This window comes from Microvirga sp. GCM10011540 (genome assembly GCF_042650665.1).
GTDB classification, from domain to species: domain Bacteria; phylum Pseudomonadota; class Alphaproteobacteria; order Rhizobiales; family Beijerinckiaceae; genus Microvirga; species Microvirga lenta.
Genome location: NZ_JBHSBQ010000005.1, coordinates 44761 through 61374, shown reverse-complemented (window position 1 = coordinate 61374; position 16614 = coordinate 44761). Strand labels below are relative to the sequence as shown.

At 68.3% G+C, this 16614-nt stretch carries 13 protein-coding genes; 9 read left to right on the top strand and 4 right to left on the bottom strand.

The window, feature by feature from the left end; translation table 11 throughout:
* The 3 genes from ACFOYU_RS00885 to lpxK are packed head-to-tail and all read left to right on the top strand — an operon-like array spanning position 1 to position 3061.
* Positions 1-756: a lysophospholipid acyltransferase family protein gene (locus ACFOYU_RS00885; RefSeq protein WP_377032114.1), complete on the top strand. Its 756-nt coding sequence runs from the start codon at positions 1-3 to the stop codon at positions 754-756.
* The gene (locus tag ACFOYU_RS00880) at positions 753-2042 is read left to right on the top strand and encodes a 3-deoxy-D-manno-octulosonic acid transferase (RefSeq protein WP_377032113.1); all 1290 of its coding nucleotides are present in this window, start codon (positions 753-755) and stop codon (positions 2040-2042) included. The genes ACFOYU_RS00885 and ACFOYU_RS00880 overlap by 4 nt, the downstream gene beginning before the upstream one ends.
* The gene (gene lpxK, locus ACFOYU_RS00875; RefSeq protein WP_377032112.1) at positions 2042-3061 is read left to right on the top strand and encodes a tetraacyldisaccharide 4'-kinase; all 1020 of its coding nucleotides are present in this window, start codon (positions 2042-2044) and stop codon (positions 3059-3061) included. Before ACFOYU_RS00880 ends, lpxK begins: the two co-directional genes overlap by 1 nt.
* On the opposite strand, the gene ACFOYU_RS00870 is transcribed toward lpxK, so the two are convergent.
* Complete coding sequence (locus ACFOYU_RS00870; protein ID WP_226739772.1) at positions 3053-3268, bottom strand: DUF2093 domain-containing protein; 216 nt, start codon at positions 3266-3268, stop codon at positions 3053-3055. The two genes, lpxK and ACFOYU_RS00870, sit on opposite strands and share 9 nt — an antisense overlap.
* 69 nt (positions 3269-3337) lie before the next feature.
* Complete coding sequence (xseA, locus tag ACFOYU_RS00865) at positions 3338-4915, bottom strand: exodeoxyribonuclease VII large subunit (protein ID WP_377032111.1); 1578 nt, start codon at positions 4913-4915, stop codon at positions 3338-3340.
* A gap of 217 nt (positions 4916-5132) precedes the next feature.
* Between xseA and ACFOYU_RS00860 the strand changes: the two genes are divergently transcribed.
* The 4 genes from ACFOYU_RS00860 (at position 5133) to ACFOYU_RS00845 (ending at position 10901) form a co-directional block, all read left to right on the top strand.
* On the top strand, positions 5133-6173 hold the full coding sequence (locus ACFOYU_RS00860) for a hypothetical protein (RefSeq protein WP_377032110.1): 1041 nt from the start codon (positions 5133-5135) through the stop codon (positions 6171-6173).
* On the top strand, positions 6086-8518 hold the full coding sequence (locus tag ACFOYU_RS00855; protein WP_377032109.1) for a Calx-beta domain-containing protein: 2433 nt from the start codon (positions 6086-6088) through the stop codon (positions 8516-8518). Before ACFOYU_RS00860 ends, ACFOYU_RS00855 begins: the two co-directional genes overlap by 88 nt.
* 134 nt (positions 8519-8652) lie before the next feature.
* A complete protein-coding gene (gene purD, locus ACFOYU_RS00850) occupies positions 8653-9933 on the top strand; it encodes a phosphoribosylamine--glycine ligase (RefSeq protein WP_377032108.1) in 1281 nt (426 codons plus the stop codon).
* Between the two features lie 59 nt (positions 9934-9992).
* A complete protein-coding gene (locus tag ACFOYU_RS00845; protein WP_377032107.1) occupies positions 9993-10901 on the top strand; it encodes an alpha/beta hydrolase in 909 nt (302 codons plus the stop codon).
* A gap of 18 nt (positions 10902-10919) precedes the next feature.
* Here ACFOYU_RS00845 and ACFOYU_RS00840 read toward each other — a convergent pair whose 3' ends face one another.
* Entirely contained in the window at positions 10920-11381 is a 462-nt protein-coding gene (locus tag ACFOYU_RS00840; protein WP_226739783.1) for a nucleoside deaminase, read from the bottom strand.
* 40 nt (positions 11382-11421) lie between these two features.
* Between ACFOYU_RS00840 and ACFOYU_RS00835 the strand changes: the two genes are divergently transcribed.
* Together ACFOYU_RS00835 and rsmD are read left to right on the top strand one after the other, a co-directional pair.
* The gene (locus tag ACFOYU_RS00835) at positions 11422-13365 is read left to right on the top strand and encodes a pseudouridine synthase (RefSeq protein ID WP_377032106.1); all 1944 of its coding nucleotides are present in this window, start codon (positions 11422-11424) and stop codon (positions 13363-13365) included.
* Positions 13366-13375: 10 nt separating this feature from the next.
* Positions 13376-13939 carry a 16S rRNA (guanine(966)-N(2))-methyltransferase RsmD gene (rsmD, locus tag ACFOYU_RS00830; protein ID WP_377032105.1) on the top strand — a complete coding sequence of 188 codons (564 nt, stop codon included), beginning with the start codon at positions 13376-13378 and terminating at the stop codon, positions 13937-13939.
* Between the two features lie 54 nt (positions 13940-13993).
* Here rsmD and ACFOYU_RS00825 read toward each other — a convergent pair whose 3' ends face one another.
* The gene (locus ACFOYU_RS00825; RefSeq protein ID WP_377032104.1) at positions 13994-16489 is read right to left on the bottom strand and encodes a glucose/quinate/shikimate family membrane-bound PQQ-dependent dehydrogenase; all 2496 of its coding nucleotides are present in this window, start codon (positions 16487-16489) and stop codon (positions 13994-13996) included.
* Positions 16490-16614: the final 125 nt, after the last annotated feature.

The following is a 16614-nucleotide window of genomic DNA, read 5'->3' as shown; positions in this document are numbered from 1 at the left end:
ATGGGTCTCGTCAAACGCATCACGCGCGCCCGTCCTGTCCAGGAAGCCCTGGGCGGGATCGTCGCGGGCTATCTCAAGCTCGTGCAGCGCACCAACCGGTTCGTGATGGAGCCGGCGGATGCCTATGACCGGATCGGCCCCCTGATGCCCGTGATCGCAGCCATGTGGCACGGGCAGCATTTCATGATCCATTTCGCGAAGCGGCCCGGGGACCGGGCGGCGAGCCTGGTCTCCCGCTCCGGCGACGGCGAGTTCAACGCCATCGCGCTGCGCCATCTCGGGATCCGTGCGATCCGGGGCTCCGGCGCCCGCGGTCGCGACATCCGCAAGAAGGGCGGCGTCGCGGCCATGCGCGCCATGATGCGCGCCCTCGGCGATGGCGAGATGGTGGTGATGACGGCCGACATTCCGAAGACCTCGCGGGTCTGCGGCGAGGGCATCGTGACCCTGGCCCAGCTCTCGGGACGGCCCATCGTGCCCGTCGCCGTGGTCACGAGCCGGCGCATCGATTTCGCGAGCTGGGACCGGGCGAGCATCGGCCTTCCCTTCGGGCGCGGCGCCATGGTGCTCGGCGAGCCGATCCATGTCCCCCGCGACGCGGATGCGGCGACCCTCGAATCCCTGCGGCAGGACGTGGAGCGTGAGCTCGATGCGGTTCACGAACGCGCCTATGCCCTGATCGGCTCGAAGGATCCCGGCGCCCGGAACCGGAACGCCAAGCCCCCCGCCGCTCTTGCCGAAGGCTCGCGCGCATGAGCCTGCCCTTCCTCGTCAGAACCTACCGCACCGCGACCGCCGCCCTGGAGCCGGCGGTGATCGGCCTGCTCTACTGGCGCCAGCGCAAGGGGCGCGAGGATCGCACGCGCCTCGGCGAGCGGCAGGGCTATCCCAGCCGCGCCCGGCCCAAGGGCCATCTGGTCTGGGTCCATGGGGCGAGCAACGGCGAGACCCTGTCCCTGCTTCCGGTGGTGGAGCGGCTGACGCAGCGCGGCATCTCCGTGCTGGTCACGTCGGGCACCCGCACCTCCGCCTCGCTCATCGCGCGGCGTCTGCCTCCAGGCGCGGCGCATCAGTTCGTTCCTGTCGACGTTCCGCGCTACATCCGCCGCTTCCTCGACCATTGGCAGCCGGACCTCGCCCTGGTGGCAGAGTCCGAGATCTGGCCGAACACGGTCGTCGCCCTCGACCAGCGCCGCATCCCCCTGGTTCTCGTCAACGGGCGCATGTCGGACCGGTCGTTCCAGCGCTGGCAGAAGCTGCCGCGCATCATCGGCGCCCTGCTGGAACGCTTCGCCCTGTGCCTGGCGCAGACTCCGGAGGATGCGGAGCGGCTGGCGCGTCTCGGGGCGCCGCGGGTGCTGGTCTCCGGCAACCTGAAGTTCGATTCCGCCCCTCCACCGGCCGATCCGCGCATGGTCGCGCATTTGTCCGGCCTCGTGGCGGGCCGCCCCGTCTGGCTCGCCGCCAGCACCCATCCGGGCGAGGAGACCGCCATCGTCGCGGTGCATCGCGCCCTGGCCCAGCGCCATCCGCACCTTCTGACGATCATCGTGCCCCGCCACCCGCACCGGGGCGAGGAGGTCGCCGCCATCGCCGAGCGCGCCGGCCAGCGCGCCGGACGGCGCTCGCAGGGCATCCATCCGGACCGGGCGACGGACATCTATGTGGTGGATACGGTGGGCGAGATGGGCCTGTTCTACCGTCTCTCCCCCATCGTGCTCATGGGCGGCACCCTGGTGCCCATCGGCGGCCACAACCCCATCGAGCCGGCCAAGCTCGGCGCCGCGATCCTGCACGGACCCCACGTTCACAGCGCCGCCGAGATCTATGCCGCCCTCGACGAGGCGCGGGGCGCCCTGACGGTCAAGGACAGCGCCGCCCTCGCGCGGGCCGCGAGCCAGCTTCTCGCCAATCCGGCCCTGACGCGGGACATGGCCCGCGCCGCCGCGGACGCGGTGCAGGCGCTCGGCGGCGCCGTGGATCGCACCATGCAGTCCATCGAGCCCTTCATCGTCCAGGCGAAGCTCGGAGCGCGCCGCTGATGCGCGCGCCCGCCTTCTGGTGGCAGGCGGCGCCTTCTCCTCTCGCCCACCTGCTCCGGCCCGCCAGCCTGATCTACGGCGCGGTCGCGGCCCGGCGCATGGGGAGGCCGGGCGCGCAGGCAGGCCTGCCGGTCGTCTGCATCGGCAATTTCACGGCCGGGGGCGCCGGCAAGACCCCGACGGCTCTGGCGGTGGCGGAGCTGCTGGAGGCCGCCGGCGAGAGCCCGGCCTTCCTGTCGCGCGGCTATGGCGGACGTCTCGCGGGCCCCGTGGAGGTCACGGACCACCACACGGCCGCCGATGTGGGCGACGAACCGCTGTTGCTCGCCCGCAGGGCGCCGACCATCGTCTCCCGCGACCGTCCGGCAGGCGCGCAGTTGGCGCTGGAGATCGGTGCAACCGCCGTGATCATGGACGATGGGCTTCAGAACCCGTCGCTGAGGAAGGACTGCGTCATCGCGGTGGTGGACGGGGCCACGGGGATCGGCAACGGCCTGCCCCTGCCCTCCGGCCCCCTGCGCGCGCCCATGGCGGTGCAGTGGCCCGCCATCGACGCGATCCTCGTCATCGGCGAGGGAGAGGCCGGCGATGCGGTGGCCGGGGAGGCGGAACAAATGGGCAAGCGCGCCTTCCGGGCGCGGCTGGTTCCATATCCCGCCGCCGCCGAGGCGCTGCGGGACCGCCGCGTCCTGGCCTTCGCCGGCATCGGCCGGCCGGAGAAGTTCTTCGATACCCTTCGGGAATGCGGGGCAAGGGTCGAGCAGACCCGGATCTTTCCGGACCATCACCCCTACAGCCCCGCCGACCTGGACGTCCTCAGGGGCGAAGCCGCACGCGCGGGCCTTCAGGCGGTCACGACGGAAAAGGACCTCGCCCGGATCGCGGGCATGGACCTCGCGGAACCCTGGGCGGATCTGATGACGCTGCCGGTGCGGCTCGGGCTGGAGGACGAGGCGGGGTTCCGCAACTTCCTCCTCCGTCATGTGGAGGAACGGCGCCTCAGCGCCATGTCATTGTGACGGTGCCTGCCCCGTCAGGCGCATCATCACGGCCTCCGGCGAGGCATAGGCCTCCTGCAATTCGACGCTCCAGTATTTCAGCTCGTCGAGGGGAATGGGCTGACCCGTGACGCCGCAGCGCACGAAGGCCCCGGGCTTCACGACCCGGAGGTTGCTGTCGAGATATTGCACGACGGCCTCGCCGCCGCTGCGCTCAAGCTTGTTCATGGCGTCACTGGTGTCTGGAAGGACCGGCCTCTCACATAGGAGCGACCGGCGGGTGTTTTCAATGCCGCCTCAGAACAGGGCCCCCTGCTCTTCCGCGACAGCAACCTTGGACTTGATGGACTTGGGCCTCACCGCCATGCCCCGTCCGCCGGTGGCGTCGGTCTTGCCGTCCGCGAATTCCAGCACGAGAGCCTGGCCGTCGAACACCGCGTCGGCGGAACGCAGGGGCTGCCCGTCCGCATCGCGCACCAAGGCGAAGCCGCGCTTGAGCACGGACTTGTAGTTCAGGCTGTCGAAGAGCTGGGCCACCGCATGGAGACGATCCGCCTTGCGGGCGATCTGCCCCTCGAGGGCGGGGGCCAAGCGCTCGGACGCCCGCTGCATCAGGTCGCCGGCCTGGGCGAGCCGGGTCCGCTCGGCGCGCAGCAGCGCCTCGCGCGACACCACGAGCCGCCGGCTGATCTGCTTCAGGCTTTCGCTGCGCAGGACGATGGAGCGGCACAGGGCGTTGTAGGGGCGCGGCCCCACCGCATCGAGCCGGGCGCGCATGCGGGCGACATTCGCCACCGGCGACAGGTGGGAGAGCTGGCGGGAGAGCTTGAGCAGCCGCTCCTCGTGCCCGCGGGCGTTGCGCGACAGGGCCGGGTAGAGCTTGGTCGAGGCGAGATCGAGCCGCTGGCGCTTGGGCGAGAACAGGGCTTCCGGCGTCGGCAGGGCGCGGGCGGTCGAGCGCAGGTCGGATCGGCGGCGGTCGATGACCCGCAGGACGGATTCCATGTGGCGCCGGGCGAGATCGTTCACGCCCGCCATCAGCTCGACCCGCACCGGCACCACCATCTCGGCGGCGCCCGTAGGCGTCGGCGCGCGGACATCGGCCGCGTGATCGATCAGGGTCCAGTCGGTCTCGTGCCCCACCGCCGAGACGAGCGGGATCGCGCTCTCGGCGGCGGCCCGGACCACGATCTCCTCGTTGAAGCCCCACAGATCCTCGATGGAGCCGCCGCCGCGGGCGACGATGAGCACGTCCGGACGCGGCACCCTGCCGCCGGGTTCGAGGGCATTGAAGCCGCGGATCGCCGCCGCCACCTCGGCCGCGCAGGTATCGCCCTGCACGCGCACGGGCCAGACCAGGACCTGACGCGGGAAACGGTCCTCCAGCCGGTGAAGGATGTCGCGGATCACGGCACCGGTGGGCGAGGTCACCACGCCGATGACCCGCGGCAGATAGGGCAGCCGCCGCTTGCGCTCGGCCGCGAAGAGGCCCTCGGCCGTGAGCTTGCGCCGCCGCTCCTCCAGCACCGCCATGAGCGCGCCGATGCCGGCGGGCTCCAGGGTCTCGACCACGATCTGGTACTTGGACGAGCCCGGGAAGGTGGTGATGCGTCCGGTGGCGATGACCTCCATCCCTTCCTCCGGCCGGATCTTCAGCCGGGAGAAGGACCCCTTCCAGATCACCGCATCGATGCGGGCGTTCTGGTCCTTGAGGCAGAAATAGACGTGCCCCGAGGAATGGGGCCCGCGATAGCCCGACACCTCGCCGCGCAGGCGCACATGGCCGAACGCGTCCTCGAGGGTGCGCTTGAGGGCGCCCGCGAGATCGGACACCGACCATTCGGGGGCATTGGAGGGGGCTTTGTCTGCGAACATGAGGGGAACAGTAGTGGGTCGGACGGGGGTCTGCCAAGGGTGGGCTTCGGAGGGTGTGGATAGAGGATAATCCTATCCTTCCGCAGCGGAGACGGGCGAGGAAGCGGGCGCTTCAGGTTCTGCAAGGGTATTGCAATGAAGTTTTATGTAAATTTATAACGTGTCCAGTGCTCTCCCGCAGTCCGGTTCATCCGCCTCCTATCAGAAAAGCGATTCCATGACCGAATTCCATTCGAACTCTCTGCCCTCGGCCGCCAACACCGTTCAGATCCTGAATTTCGACGGAATTGTGAGCACCGAAGCTGGACCGGTGCTGCTCGACAGCGACGCGGAAATTTCGGGCGCCAGCGATGAGACGGTTTTCTTGTCTTTGACTGTTTCGCTGACCGACTTCGTAGGCACGGCCAGCTACGACTTTCTAAGTATCGCGGCAGAGAACGGCCTAGCTCTGACCCCAGGGGATGAATCCACCGAAATTTTGTATAACGGAACTGCCATAGCCCAGTTTGATCTTCCAGAGCAGGGCGTGTTGACGATCAGCTTCGACGGCTACCCAGCCACTATGGAAGCCGTGCAGGCCGTCCTTCGCGCCCTGAGCTACGCGAATACCTCATCGGCGACGCCGAAAACCGAAGAGAGAAGCATCAAGGTCGAGCTTACGTACCGAGAAGCAAATACAACGACAGCGGCAACGGTCCAGACCAAGGTGCTGGTCAGGCCCGACAATGCCATCGTCCTGACTGCCGACATGACGGATGTCTCGGGTACGAGCGGAGACGACATTTTCGTCCTCAGCTCGTCGACAACCCTTCAAGGGGCCACCCTTTCCGGCGGCAGCGGAAACGATGCGCTGCACTTGGTCGGCGGCGGATCCCTGGACCTGTCGAACTTCTCGAAGATCCAGGGTGTCGAAGCCCTACGCGGTTCGGCGGAAAAGGACTCTTTCTCCCTTCAGAGCAAACACCTGCTCGGGCTTTCGGAGATCGACGGCGGCCTCGGCGATGGAACGGAAGCGACTCTCGACACCCTCTTCCTCAACGGGAATTACTTCGATTTCCGCGGGAAAACCCTGGCGGGTCTCGATAGCATCTCCCTCATGGGAGGAACCAGCCCGATCTTCGTTTTCGATCAAAACAACATTTCCGCTGTGTTCGACACGTCGAACGAAAATTGCCTGATCCAACTCGGAACCAACGGAAGCAACGCGACCTTCAGACTCGCGGAAGCCACCCTCACCAGACGCAGAAGAACCTGCTGATTGCCGCGGGTTTCGACCACATCTACGACAGCAGCAACACTCCGACGACAGGCGGGCCGGTTGCAGCAGGTCTCGACGCGGACACGACAGGTGCCGCCCCCGGGGCCACGATCCTGTTGGACCGCGACCAGAACTTCACCCTCGACCAAGACGAAACCACCACCATTCGTAAGGTGCGGGTCACGCTGGCTCAAAGCCAGCCGGGCGATCTCCTTGGAATTCAGACCAGCGACGAGATCCTTCTCGGACCCGATGGTCTTCAAAAAGGCAGCACGATCCAGATCGGCGTCACCGAAGGAATCCTGACCGCCGTCGAAAACGGCCGGATCGAGGTTACCTTCCTCGGCGGCGGAAGTGCTGCAAGCGTGCAAGACTTGGTTCGCGCCCTCACATACACACGCCCGGAAGGAGACACGTTCGCCGGCAGGCAGATTCAGGTCGATGTGGTCGACGATTTCGACCGGACGGCGACCTCCACGCTGACCGTCGTCGACAGCGTTCCGAGGGATGTAAGGATGGGCACGGGCGTCACGGAAATCACCGTGGACGAGGGACCGGTATTCGAGATCGCGCTGAGCGCCACGGACGAGGACACGCCTGCGGCCAACCTCACCTATGAATTCGCGGAGTTCGGCGATGCCGGCGGCAAGTTCAAAATCGAAGGCAACCAGCTGAAGCTCGCTCCGAACCAGTCGCTGAACCACGAGGATCAGGTCGGCGGTCAGGGCGGCTACAAGGTCTACGTGAAGGCCTTCGACGGCACCACCTACAGCGCCGTGCAGGAACTGACCATCAAGGCCGCCGACGTGAACGAGGCTCCGCTCTTCGTGACCTTCGGCCAGCCCCAGAGAACGATCCGCGCAGGCGTGACGGGAGCGGGTGTGGACGTTGTTCAGGCGTCCTGGGAAGACCCGGACATGGCCGACGGTTTCCGAAAGAACAAGTTCGCCTTCCTGCTGGCGGACAACACATTGTCCACCACGAACGGCGGCTTCTCGATCAACGCGGAAACGGGCCAGATCACGACGAATGACGCTATCGGTACCGAACAGGCCGGCACCAAGCAGCTCATGGTGGTGGCCTGTGATGAGACCGACGATACCCTGCGGGCGCAGTCTCCCCAGAACATCGAGATCATGGCTCAGGATGCGCCTCCTGTGGTGCAGTTCGCAACCAACTCCGTCACCGTGTCCCAGACCGAGGGAACCGGAGAGGGCACGACCGCCTACACCTTCACGGTGATCCGCGACGTCGCGAACGACAGCACCTCCAAGGTTAAGTGGACGCTCGATCACGGCACTACCGATGCGGAGGACTTTTCAGGGCCAACGTCCGGAATCGTCGAGTTTACCGGCGACAGCACCGAGGCCACTGTGACGGTGTTGGTCAAAAAGGATGCCGCCGATGATCTGGATGAGGCGACCTTCACGATCCTTCTGTCGGAACTCGACGACGGCACCGGCAACGCGGTCGTCGGCAACACGGGACACACTGCCACCGGCAAGATCCAGGACGACGACGACGCTCCTCCGGTGAACAACGCTCCGTCGGGCGTTTCACTGAGCAGCGCCACGGCGGCGGAATATGCGGCGGCCGGTTCCCTGGTCTGCACGCTCTCGGCAGTGGATGAGGCTCCCGGCGCGCTCACCTATCAGCTCCTCGACAATGCGGGCGGGCGCTTCACCCTCGCCAACGGCAATCAGATCCTGGTCGAGAACGGCTTCAAGCTCGACTTCGAGCAGGCGCCTTCTCACACGATCAAGGTGCGGGTCAGCGACGGCACCCACATCGTCGACCAGGATCTCGTGATCAACGTCACCGACATGAACCCGGAGATCACCGCCGGTACTCCCGGTAACGACGTGTTCTTCGGCGGCGCTCGCAACGACCGGCTCTCCGGCGGCGGCGGCCACGACACCATCGGTGGCGGCGCGGGCAAGGACAAGCTCTACGGCGGCAAGGGCAAGACCAGCAAGGATGCCTTCGTGTTCGACACCAAGCTCACCAGCAAGAGCGTGGCCAACCGGAACAAGGACAAGATCTACGACTTCGGCTCCAAGTACGACAGCCTGTTCTTCGACGATGCGGCGTTCACCAACAAGACCATTGCCAAGTACCTGAAGAAGAAGAACGCCTCGCTCGACAAGCCGGCCAAGCTCAAGGCGAGCTACTTCAAGAAGGGCAGCAAGGCCACCGACAAGGACGACTTCTTCATCCTCAAGGGCAAGAAGCTGTACTGGGACGTGGACGGCTCGGGCCGCAAGGCCATGGTGGAGATCGCCAGCTTCAAGCTGCAGAAGAAGGAGGGCGAGACCCTCACCCACAAGGACTTCTTCTTCATCTGAGGCCGAACACGATCCTCTCAAGGGATCCTCAGAACGGGCCGCGTCTCTTCCCGGAGGCGCGGCCCCTGCTTTTTCGGGTAGTCGAAAGCCCTACGAGCCGCTAAGAGCCCAAGCGTCACAGGGAGGGCTCAGGCATGAACATTCTTCTCATCGGTGCCGGCGGGCGGGAACATGCGCTGGCCCGGAGCCTGTCCGCCAGCGCCCTGTGCGACAAGCTCTTCATCGCGCCCGGCAATCCCGGCACGGCGCAGCACGGCACCAACGTGGTCATCGACGTGGCGGATCATGGGGCCGTGATCGCCTTCTGCCGCACCATGGGGGTGGAATTCGTCGTCGTGGGGCCGGAGGCGCCGCTCGTGGCCGGTCTGGTGGACGATCTCACCGCCGCCGGCATCAAGGCCTTCGGGCCGAGCAAGGCCGCCGCGCAGCTCGAAGGGTCGAAGGCCTTCACCAAGGATCTGTGCGCCGAGTTCGGCATTCCCACCGCCGCCTATCGCCGCTTCACCGATGCGGAGGCCGCCAAGACCTATGTGCGCAGTTACGGCGTGCCCACGGTCGTGAAGGCGGACGGGCTCGCGGCCGGCAAGGGCGTGGTGGTCGCCACCTCATTCGAGGAGGCGGAAGCCGCCATCGACATGATGATCGGCGGCGGCCTCGGCGCCGCCGGCGCGGAGGTGGTGATCGAGGCCTTCCTCGAAGGCGAGGAGGCGAGCTTCTTCGCCCTCTGCGACGGCAGGACGGCGATTCCGCTGGGCACCGCGCAGGACCACAAGCGCGTGTTCGACGGCGACAAGGGGCCGAATACCGGTGGCATGGGCGCCTATTCCCCCGCCGCCGTGCTGACGCCGGAGCTGCAGGCTCGCGTCATGCGCGAGATCATCGAGCCGACGCTCGCGGGGATGCGCGCCAGGGGAATGCCCTATACGGGCGTGCTCTATGCGGGCCTGATGCTCACGGACAAGGGTCCGCAGCTCATCGAGTACAATGCCCGCCTCGGCGACCCCGAGACCCAGGTGCTGCTGCCGCGCCTGAAATCGGACCTGGTGACGGCCTTCCTCGCCGCCTGCGACGGCGTTCTCGACAGCATCTCCCTGCAATGGTCCGACAAGGCGGCGCTCACCGTGGTGATGGCCGCGCAGGGCTATCCTGGCGCCGTCGAGAAGGGCTCGGAGATCCGCGGGCTCGACAGGGCCTCCGCCATGGACGACGTCATCGTCTTCCATGCGGGCACGAAGCAGAGCGGCAACAAGATTCTCGCCAATGGCGGCCGCGTGCTCAACGTCACGGCGCTGGGCTCCACGATCACCGAGGCCAGCGCCAGGGCCTATGAGGCGGTCTCGCGGATCGACTGGCCGGAGGGCTTCTGCCGCCGCGACATCGGCTGGCGGGCGGTGGAGCGCGAGCGCAAGGGCTGACGAACGCGCCTCCTCCCCTAGATTGAGGATCGACCTCTCACACTTCCAAGGGCGGCCTCATGAGCGACGATCTCTTCCCCGGTTTCGAATCCCACTGGATCGACACGGAGGTCGGTCGCATCTTCGCGCGCTCCAAGGGGGACGGCCCTCCCCTCGTGCTGCTGCACGGCTTCCCGCAGACCCACGTCATGTGGCACCGCCTCGCGCCGGCCCTGGCCGAGACGCACCGGGTCGTGTGCATGGACCTGCGCGGCTACGGCTGGTCCACGGCGCCCCGCAGCGACGAGGCGCACCAGATCTATTCCAAGCGCGCCATGGGGCGGGACGTGGTCGCCGTCATGGAGGAGCTGGGCCATATCCGCTTCGCGGTGGCCGGGCACGATCGCGGGGCGCGGGTCGGCTACCGGCTCGCCCTCGATCATCCCGGTCGGGTCGAGCGCCTCGCCCTCCTCGATATCCTGCCCACGTTCCACGTCTGGGCGCAGATGAGGGCCGGGAAGATCCCCGAGGCCCATTGGGGCTTCCTGTCCCAGCCCTACCCTCAGCCCGAGGAGGAGATCGGCCGCGATCCGCTGGCCTATTTCGAGGGCCTTCTCGCCAAATGGTCCGCCCCGGGCGACCTGTCCCCCTTCGACCGCAAGGCGCTCAAATCCTACCGCGACAGCTGCAACGAGCCCTCCCGGATCCATGCCTTCTGCGAGGATTACCGGGCGGGCGCCACCCGGGACGTGGAGGCGGACGAGGCCGACCTCGCGGCGGGCAAGACGATCAACTGCCCAGCCTACCTGATCTGGAGCGACTTCTATCTCGTGAGCGGCCCGGTTGGCGAGGAACAGCACCCCCTCGACGTGTGGCGGCAATCCTTCGCCCCGAAGATCGGCGGCATGGGCGTGACCTCGGGGCATTTCGTGGCGGAGGAGAATCCGGGCGCGACGCTGGCGGCGCTGCAGGCGTTCGTGACAAGCTGAAGCGCGAGGTGAGAGGGCTCACCGCCGCCCCTCGAAGAACCCCCTGAGCAGGGTCGCGGCCTCGCTTTCCCGGATGCCGCCATAGACCTCGGGCGCGTGGTGGCAGGTGGACTGGTGGAAGAAGCGCACACCGTTCTCCACCGCCCCGCCCTTCGGGTCGTAGGCGGCGAAATAGACCCGCCTGATCCGTGCGAAGGAGATGGCGGCGGCGCACATGGTGCAGGGCTCCAGCGTCACGTAGAGGTCGCAGCCGGTCAGGCGCTCGTCGTCCAGAACCTCGCAGGCGCGGCGGATCGCCAGCATCTCCGCATGGGCCGAAGGGTCGCGCAGCTGGCGCGGGCGATTGCCGTCCGAGGCGACGAGGCGGCCATCCCGCACGATCACGGCCCCGACCGGGACCTCGCCGCGCGTGGCGGCGGCGCGGGCCTCGTCGAAGGCGGCGCTCATGGGATCGAACTTGTTGCAGCCGGCGTTGTCCATGGCCCTCGCTTCTCTTTGTTTCCTCTGCTATCAGGCCGCCATGACCGACAGCAATGACAATAATCGGAAGGGCCGTCCAGGCGGACGCTCCGACCGAGGCCGCCCTTCCGGCGACCGGCCCTTCCGCAAGACCCGCGACGGCGGCGAGCGCCCCTTCCGGGCGCGCGGCGACGACGAGCGCCCGCGCAAGCCCCGCCCCGGCGGCGACAAGCCGTTCCGCCCGCGCCGCGACGAGGGCGACAAGCCGTTCCGTGGCCGCGGCACCGAAGACCGCCCGCGCCGGTTCGACCGCTCCGCCGAGGAGCGCCCGCGCCGCGTCCGCGAGGACCGCGTCGAGGCGAAAGCGGAAACCCAGCCGCAGGAGCCCTCCGAGGAGCGCATCGCCAAGGTGATCGCCCGGGCCGGCATCGCCTCCCGCCGCGACGCGGAGGCGATGATCGCCGAGGGCCGCGTGACCCTGAACGGCAAGGTGCTCGACAGCCCCGCCATGAACGTCACGGCCGAGGACAAGATCACCGTGGACGGGGAGCCGCTTCCCCTGCGGGAGCGCACGCGCCTGTGGCTCTTCCACAAGCCGCGCGGCCTCGTGACCACCGCCCGCGACCCCGAGGGGCGCCCGACCGTGTTCGAGAACCTGCCCGAGGAACTGCCCCGGGTGGTGGCGGTGGGCCGGCTCGACATCAACACCGAAGGGCTCCTGCTCCTCACCAACGACGGCGGGCTCGCCCGCGTCATCGCCCATCCGGATACCGGCTGGCTGCGCCGCTACAAGGTGCGCGCCCACGGCGAGGTGACCCAGGCCGATCTGGACCCCTTGCGCAACGGCATCACCATCGACGGCATCGAGTACGGCCCCGTGGAGGCCCGCCTCGACCGGGTGCAGGGCGACAATGCGTGGATCACGCTCGGCCTGCGCGAGGGCAAGAACCGTGAGGTCAAGCGCATCCTCGAGCATCTCGGCCTGCAGGTGAACCGTCTGATCCGCCTCTCCTTCGGCCCGTTCCAGCTCGGCGACATCGAGCCCGGCATGGTCGAAGAGGTCCGCACCAAGGTCCTGAAGGACCAGCTCGGCACCGCCCTCGCCGTCGAGGCGGGTGTCGATTTCGAAAGCCCCGTGCGCGAGCCCGTCGCGCCCTTCGGTTCGCCGAAGAAGGAGCGCGAGGAGCGTCAGGACCGCAGTCCCCGCCAAGGGCGCGAGGAGCGGCCGAGCCGCTTCGGCCGCGACCGGGACGAAGAGCGCCCGCGCCGCCGCCGCGACGATGACGAGCGGCCCTTCCGCGCCCGCGACGACCGCCGCGGCAGGGACGAGGAAGAGCCGAAGAAGCGCCCCTCCCGCCTCGATGTGAAGACGAGCGTCTGGCGCGCCGGCGAGACGGAGGATGCCCCGAGCAGGAAGCAGCCGCGCCGCGGCACCGACCCGAAGGAGGCGCGTGCCGCCAGCGGGGAGCGCCAGCGCCAGCGCGTGGGCGCCATCTCGTCGGGCGAAGGCCGCAAGGTGGTGGTCGAGCGGCTGGTGAGCGAGCCGAAGGAAGAGGCTCCCGCCCGCAAGCCGCGCCGGGAGGCTGACCGCTTCGCGCCGCGCGCCGACGACCGTCCGCGCCGCAGTGCTGCGGACCGGGAGGACCGTGCTCCGCGCGGCAGCCGCGAAGGCGGCTTCGGCCGCCCGCGCCGGGACGATGACCGTCCGCGCCGTCCGGCGGGGGACAAGCCGTTCCGCGCCCGCGCGTCCGAAGGCGAAGAGCGTCCGCGCCGCCCCCGTCCCGAGGGAGATCGCCCGTTCCGCAGCCGGGACGGCGACAAGCCCTTCCGTGCGGGCGGAGACGACCGTCCGCGCCGCGGCCCTCCGCGTGGCGAAGGCCCGGCCCTTGGCGGTCCGCGCAGTGGAGGCGGCTTCAAGGGCGGCCCCAGGGGCGGCTCCGGCGGCGGCTTCAAGGGAGGACCGAAGGGCGGCTCGAAAGGCGGCCCGCGCGGTCGCCGTCCGTGAGGGCTGAGCCGTGAGAATCGTGGGCGGGCGCTGGCGCGGCCGCTCGCTGGCAGGACCGAAGTCGGACAGCATCCGTCCGACATCGGATCGCCTGCGCGAGACGATCTTCAACATCCTCCAGCATTCCTACGACGACCCGGTCGAGGGTGCGCGCGTGCTCGACCTCTTCGCCGGCACCGGCGCCATGGGCCTGGAGGCCCTGTCGCGCGGGGCGGCTTTCGCCCTGTTCGTGGACGACGGCGCGCAGGCGCGCGGCCTGATCCGCGAGAATGTGGAGAGCGTCGGCGTCGGCGGCGCCACCCGGCTGTTCCGCCGCGACGCCACGCGCATGGGCGCGGCGGCGCCGAACGCCCCCTTCTCCCTCGTCTTCTGCGACCCACCCTACGGCAAGGATCTGGCGTCCAAGGCCCTGCGCTCCTGCGCCGAAGGCGGCTGGCTGACGCCGGACGCCCTCGTGGTGGTGGAGGAGGCGCAAGGGGTCGAGGTCACCCTGCCCGACGGCTTCGAGGAGATCGAGCGCCGGGATTACGGGGAGACCAAGGTGGTGTTCGGACGGTTTACGGCGGCGAGCTAGGCCCGCCGCCTCCGCCACCCCTGACATTCGCCGTGAATGTCCGGCGGAGGGTGACTATTGCTGCCGCGGCAGCGCATAGGCGATGACGTAATCGCCCACCTTGGTGCCGAGCGAGCCATGCCCGCCGGCGACCACCAGCAGGTACTGCCGGCCATCCTCCCCGAGATAGGTCATGGGCGTCGACTGGCCGCCGGCGGGCAGGCGGCTTTCCCAGAGCTGCTCGCCGTTCGTCACGTCGTAGGCCCGGACGTAATAGTCGATCGTCCCCGACAGGAAGGCGACGCCGCTTGCCGTCATCATCGGCCCGCCCAGGCTCGGGACGCCCATCTTGAAGGGCAGAGGCACGGGCGCCTGGTCGCGCACGGTGCCGTTCTTGTGCATCCAGATGGTCTGTCCGGTGGTCAGGTCGGCCGCCGCCACATAGCCCCAGGGCGGCTCCTGGCACGGCAGACCCAGCGCCGACGTGAACGGATAGAGCTGCACGGCGAAAGGTGCGCCGAAATTCTCGTTCAGGGCCGGCAGGCTGCCCTCCGGCCGGTTCTCGCCCTGCACGTAGAGCGTCGTGTCGTCCTCGCGCGGCACCAGCCGCGACACGAAGGCCAGATAGGCCGGTGTCGTGAAGGCGATCTGGCGCTCGGGATCGACCGCGATGCTGCCCCAGTTGAACACGCCGAAATTGCCCGGATGGACCAGCGTCCCCTGCGTCGAGGGAGGCGTGTAGCGGCCCTCGTAGCGCAGGCGGTGGAACTGGATGCGGCAGGCGAGCTGATCGAACAGCGTCGCTCCCCACATGTCGCGCCCGGTGAGAGGCGGCGGATCGAAGCTCAGGGCGGAACCCGGCTGCGTCGGCGCCGTCCGGTCGCCCTCGGCGGCGCCCTGAGGAACCGGAACCTCCGTGATCGGGAGAATGGGCCGGCCGTTGCGCCGGTCGAGCACGTAGATCTCGCCCTGCTTGGTCGGCTGCACGAGAGCGGGCACGGTCTCGCCGTTGACCGTCAGGTCGATCAGGCTCGGCTGCGAGGGCACGTCGTAGTCCCACAGGTCGTGATGGACGGTCTGGAAGTGCCAGCGCACCTGTCCTGTGGCGAGATCGAGAGCGACGACCGAGGACGAGAAGCGGTCGACATTCTCGCTGCGGTTGCCGCCCCACTGGTCCGGCGGCTGGTTGCCGAGGGGCACGTAGACCATGCCGAGTTCCTGGTCGACGCTGGAGATCGACCAGCTGTTCGGCGAATTCGGCACATAGCTCTCGCCTGGAGCGATCGGCGCCGTCTGATCGGGATTGCCGGAATCCCAGTTCCAGACGAGTTCGCCCGTATCGACATTGAAGGCGCGGATGACGCCCGACTGCTCGTTGGTCGAGACATTGTCCAGAACCGTGCCGCCGACGATGATGAGGTCCCGCGTGACCACGACGGGAGATGTCGAGTAATAGGCGCCCGGCTTCACGTTGGGCATGTTGGCCCAGAGATTGATCTGGCCCTTGCCGCCGCCGAAATTCGAGCAGACGGCCCCGTTGTCCGGGTTGAGGGCGATCACGCGGCCATCCGCCGTGGGCATGAAGAGCTTCGTCGTGCAGGTCTCGGCCGTCCGGCCCTCCGCCGCTGCCACGGGCAGGTCCGGCACGGTGGGGTCCCGGGCCGCCGGCGGCGTGATGGCGGGCGCCGGCGGAGGCGCATCGCCACGTCCGGGATGATAGGATAGGCCGCGGCAGGTCAGGTGCTGGAGCGCGAGTTCGCCCTGGACCTTCGGATCGTAGCGCCAGATCTCGACTCCGGTCGTGGCGTCGATGGCGATGACCTGCTGGTGCGGCGTGCACAGGAAGAGCCTGTTGCCGATCTTCAGCGGCGTCACCTGAAAGGTCGTCTCCTGCGGGTCGCCCGGCTGAGAGAGCGGGACATCCCCGGTGCGGTAGGTCCAGGCGACCTCGAGATTGGCCACATTCGCCGGGGTGATCTGGTCGAGCGGCGAATACCGCTGGCCGTAATCCGTTCGACCGTACGAGCGCCACTCGCCCGGCGGGACCCCCAGCGCATCCGGCGGAACCTGCGCGCGGGGAGCAGGCGCCGCTCCCTCGATCCGGTTGGGTTCGGTGAACCATGAGACTGCCGCGACGGCGAGGGCGATGCCGAGGGCCGCCGTCAGCGGCAGGCCGGCGCCCCGGAAAGCCGACACCCGCGCGGGAGATGCCGGAGTGGCAGGATCGGCGGGCCTGCGGCGGAGGGCGCGCGTCACCCAAGGGGTCAGCAGGAGGAGGCCCAGGACGAAGATGACGCCCCCGCGCGCCGCGAGCGGCCACCAGTCGAGTCCTGCCTCCCACAGCGCCCAGACGAGGGTGCCGACGACGACGGCGGCGAAGACCCAGAGAGCCGCAGGGCTGTGCCGGAAGAGCAGGAAAGCCGTCAAAAGGAAGCCGATGCCGGCGATGAGGTAGTACCAGGAGCCCCCGAGCGCAATCAGCCAGATCCCGCCGCCGCCGAGACCCAGGCCCATCAACGCCATGAGAATTCCCGTTCCGATAAGAACGGGGCTCCGCCTCACCTCACTCATGATTTTTCCCCAATGTCGCCACTGTGCACTTGGGTAACGCCGCGCGCCCGGGATTGTTCGTTGCTCCGTGCGACAACGTGGCGCGGAGCACATCCGAAGAAGCGCGCATTGATCTGCGTCAATTT

Coding starts and splice junctions, on each gene's coding strand:
- ACFOYU_RS00885 (WP_377032114.1), top strand. CDS start 1: ATGGGTCTCGTCAAACGCATCACGCGCGCCCGTCCTGTCCAGGAAGCC.
- ACFOYU_RS00880 (WP_377032113.1), top strand. CDS start 753: ATGAGCCTGCCCTTCCTCGTCAGAACCTACCGCACCGCGACCGCCGCC.
- lpxK (WP_377032112.1), top strand. CDS start 2,042: ATGCGCGCGCCCGCCTTCTGGTGGCAGGCGGCGCCTTCTCCTCTCGCC.
- ACFOYU_RS00870 (WP_226739772.1), bottom strand. CDS start 3,268: ATGAACAAGCTTGAGCGCAGCGGCGGCGAGGCCGTCGTGCAATATCTC.
- xseA (WP_377032111.1), bottom strand. CDS start 4,915: ATGTTCGCAGACAAAGCCCCCTCCAATGCCCCCGAATGGTCGGTGTCC.
- ACFOYU_RS00860 (WP_377032110.1), top strand. CDS start 5,133: ATGACCGAATTCCATTCGAACTCTCTGCCCTCGGCCGCCAACACCGTT.
- purD (WP_377032108.1), top strand. CDS start 8,653: ATGAACATTCTTCTCATCGGTGCCGGCGGGCGGGAACATGCGCTGGCC.
- ACFOYU_RS00845 (WP_377032107.1), top strand. CDS start 9,993: ATGAGCGACGATCTCTTCCCCGGTTTCGAATCCCACTGGATCGACACG.
- ACFOYU_RS00840 (WP_226739783.1), bottom strand. CDS start 11,381: ATGGACAACGCCGGCTGCAACAAGTTCGATCCCATGAGCGCCGCCTTC.
- ACFOYU_RS00835 (WP_377032106.1), top strand. CDS start 11,422: ATGACCGACAGCAATGACAATAATCGGAAGGGCCGTCCAGGCGGACGC.
- ACFOYU_RS00825 (WP_377032104.1), bottom strand. CDS start 16,489: ATGAGTGAGGTGAGGCGGAGCCCCGTTCTTATCGGAACGGGAATTCTC.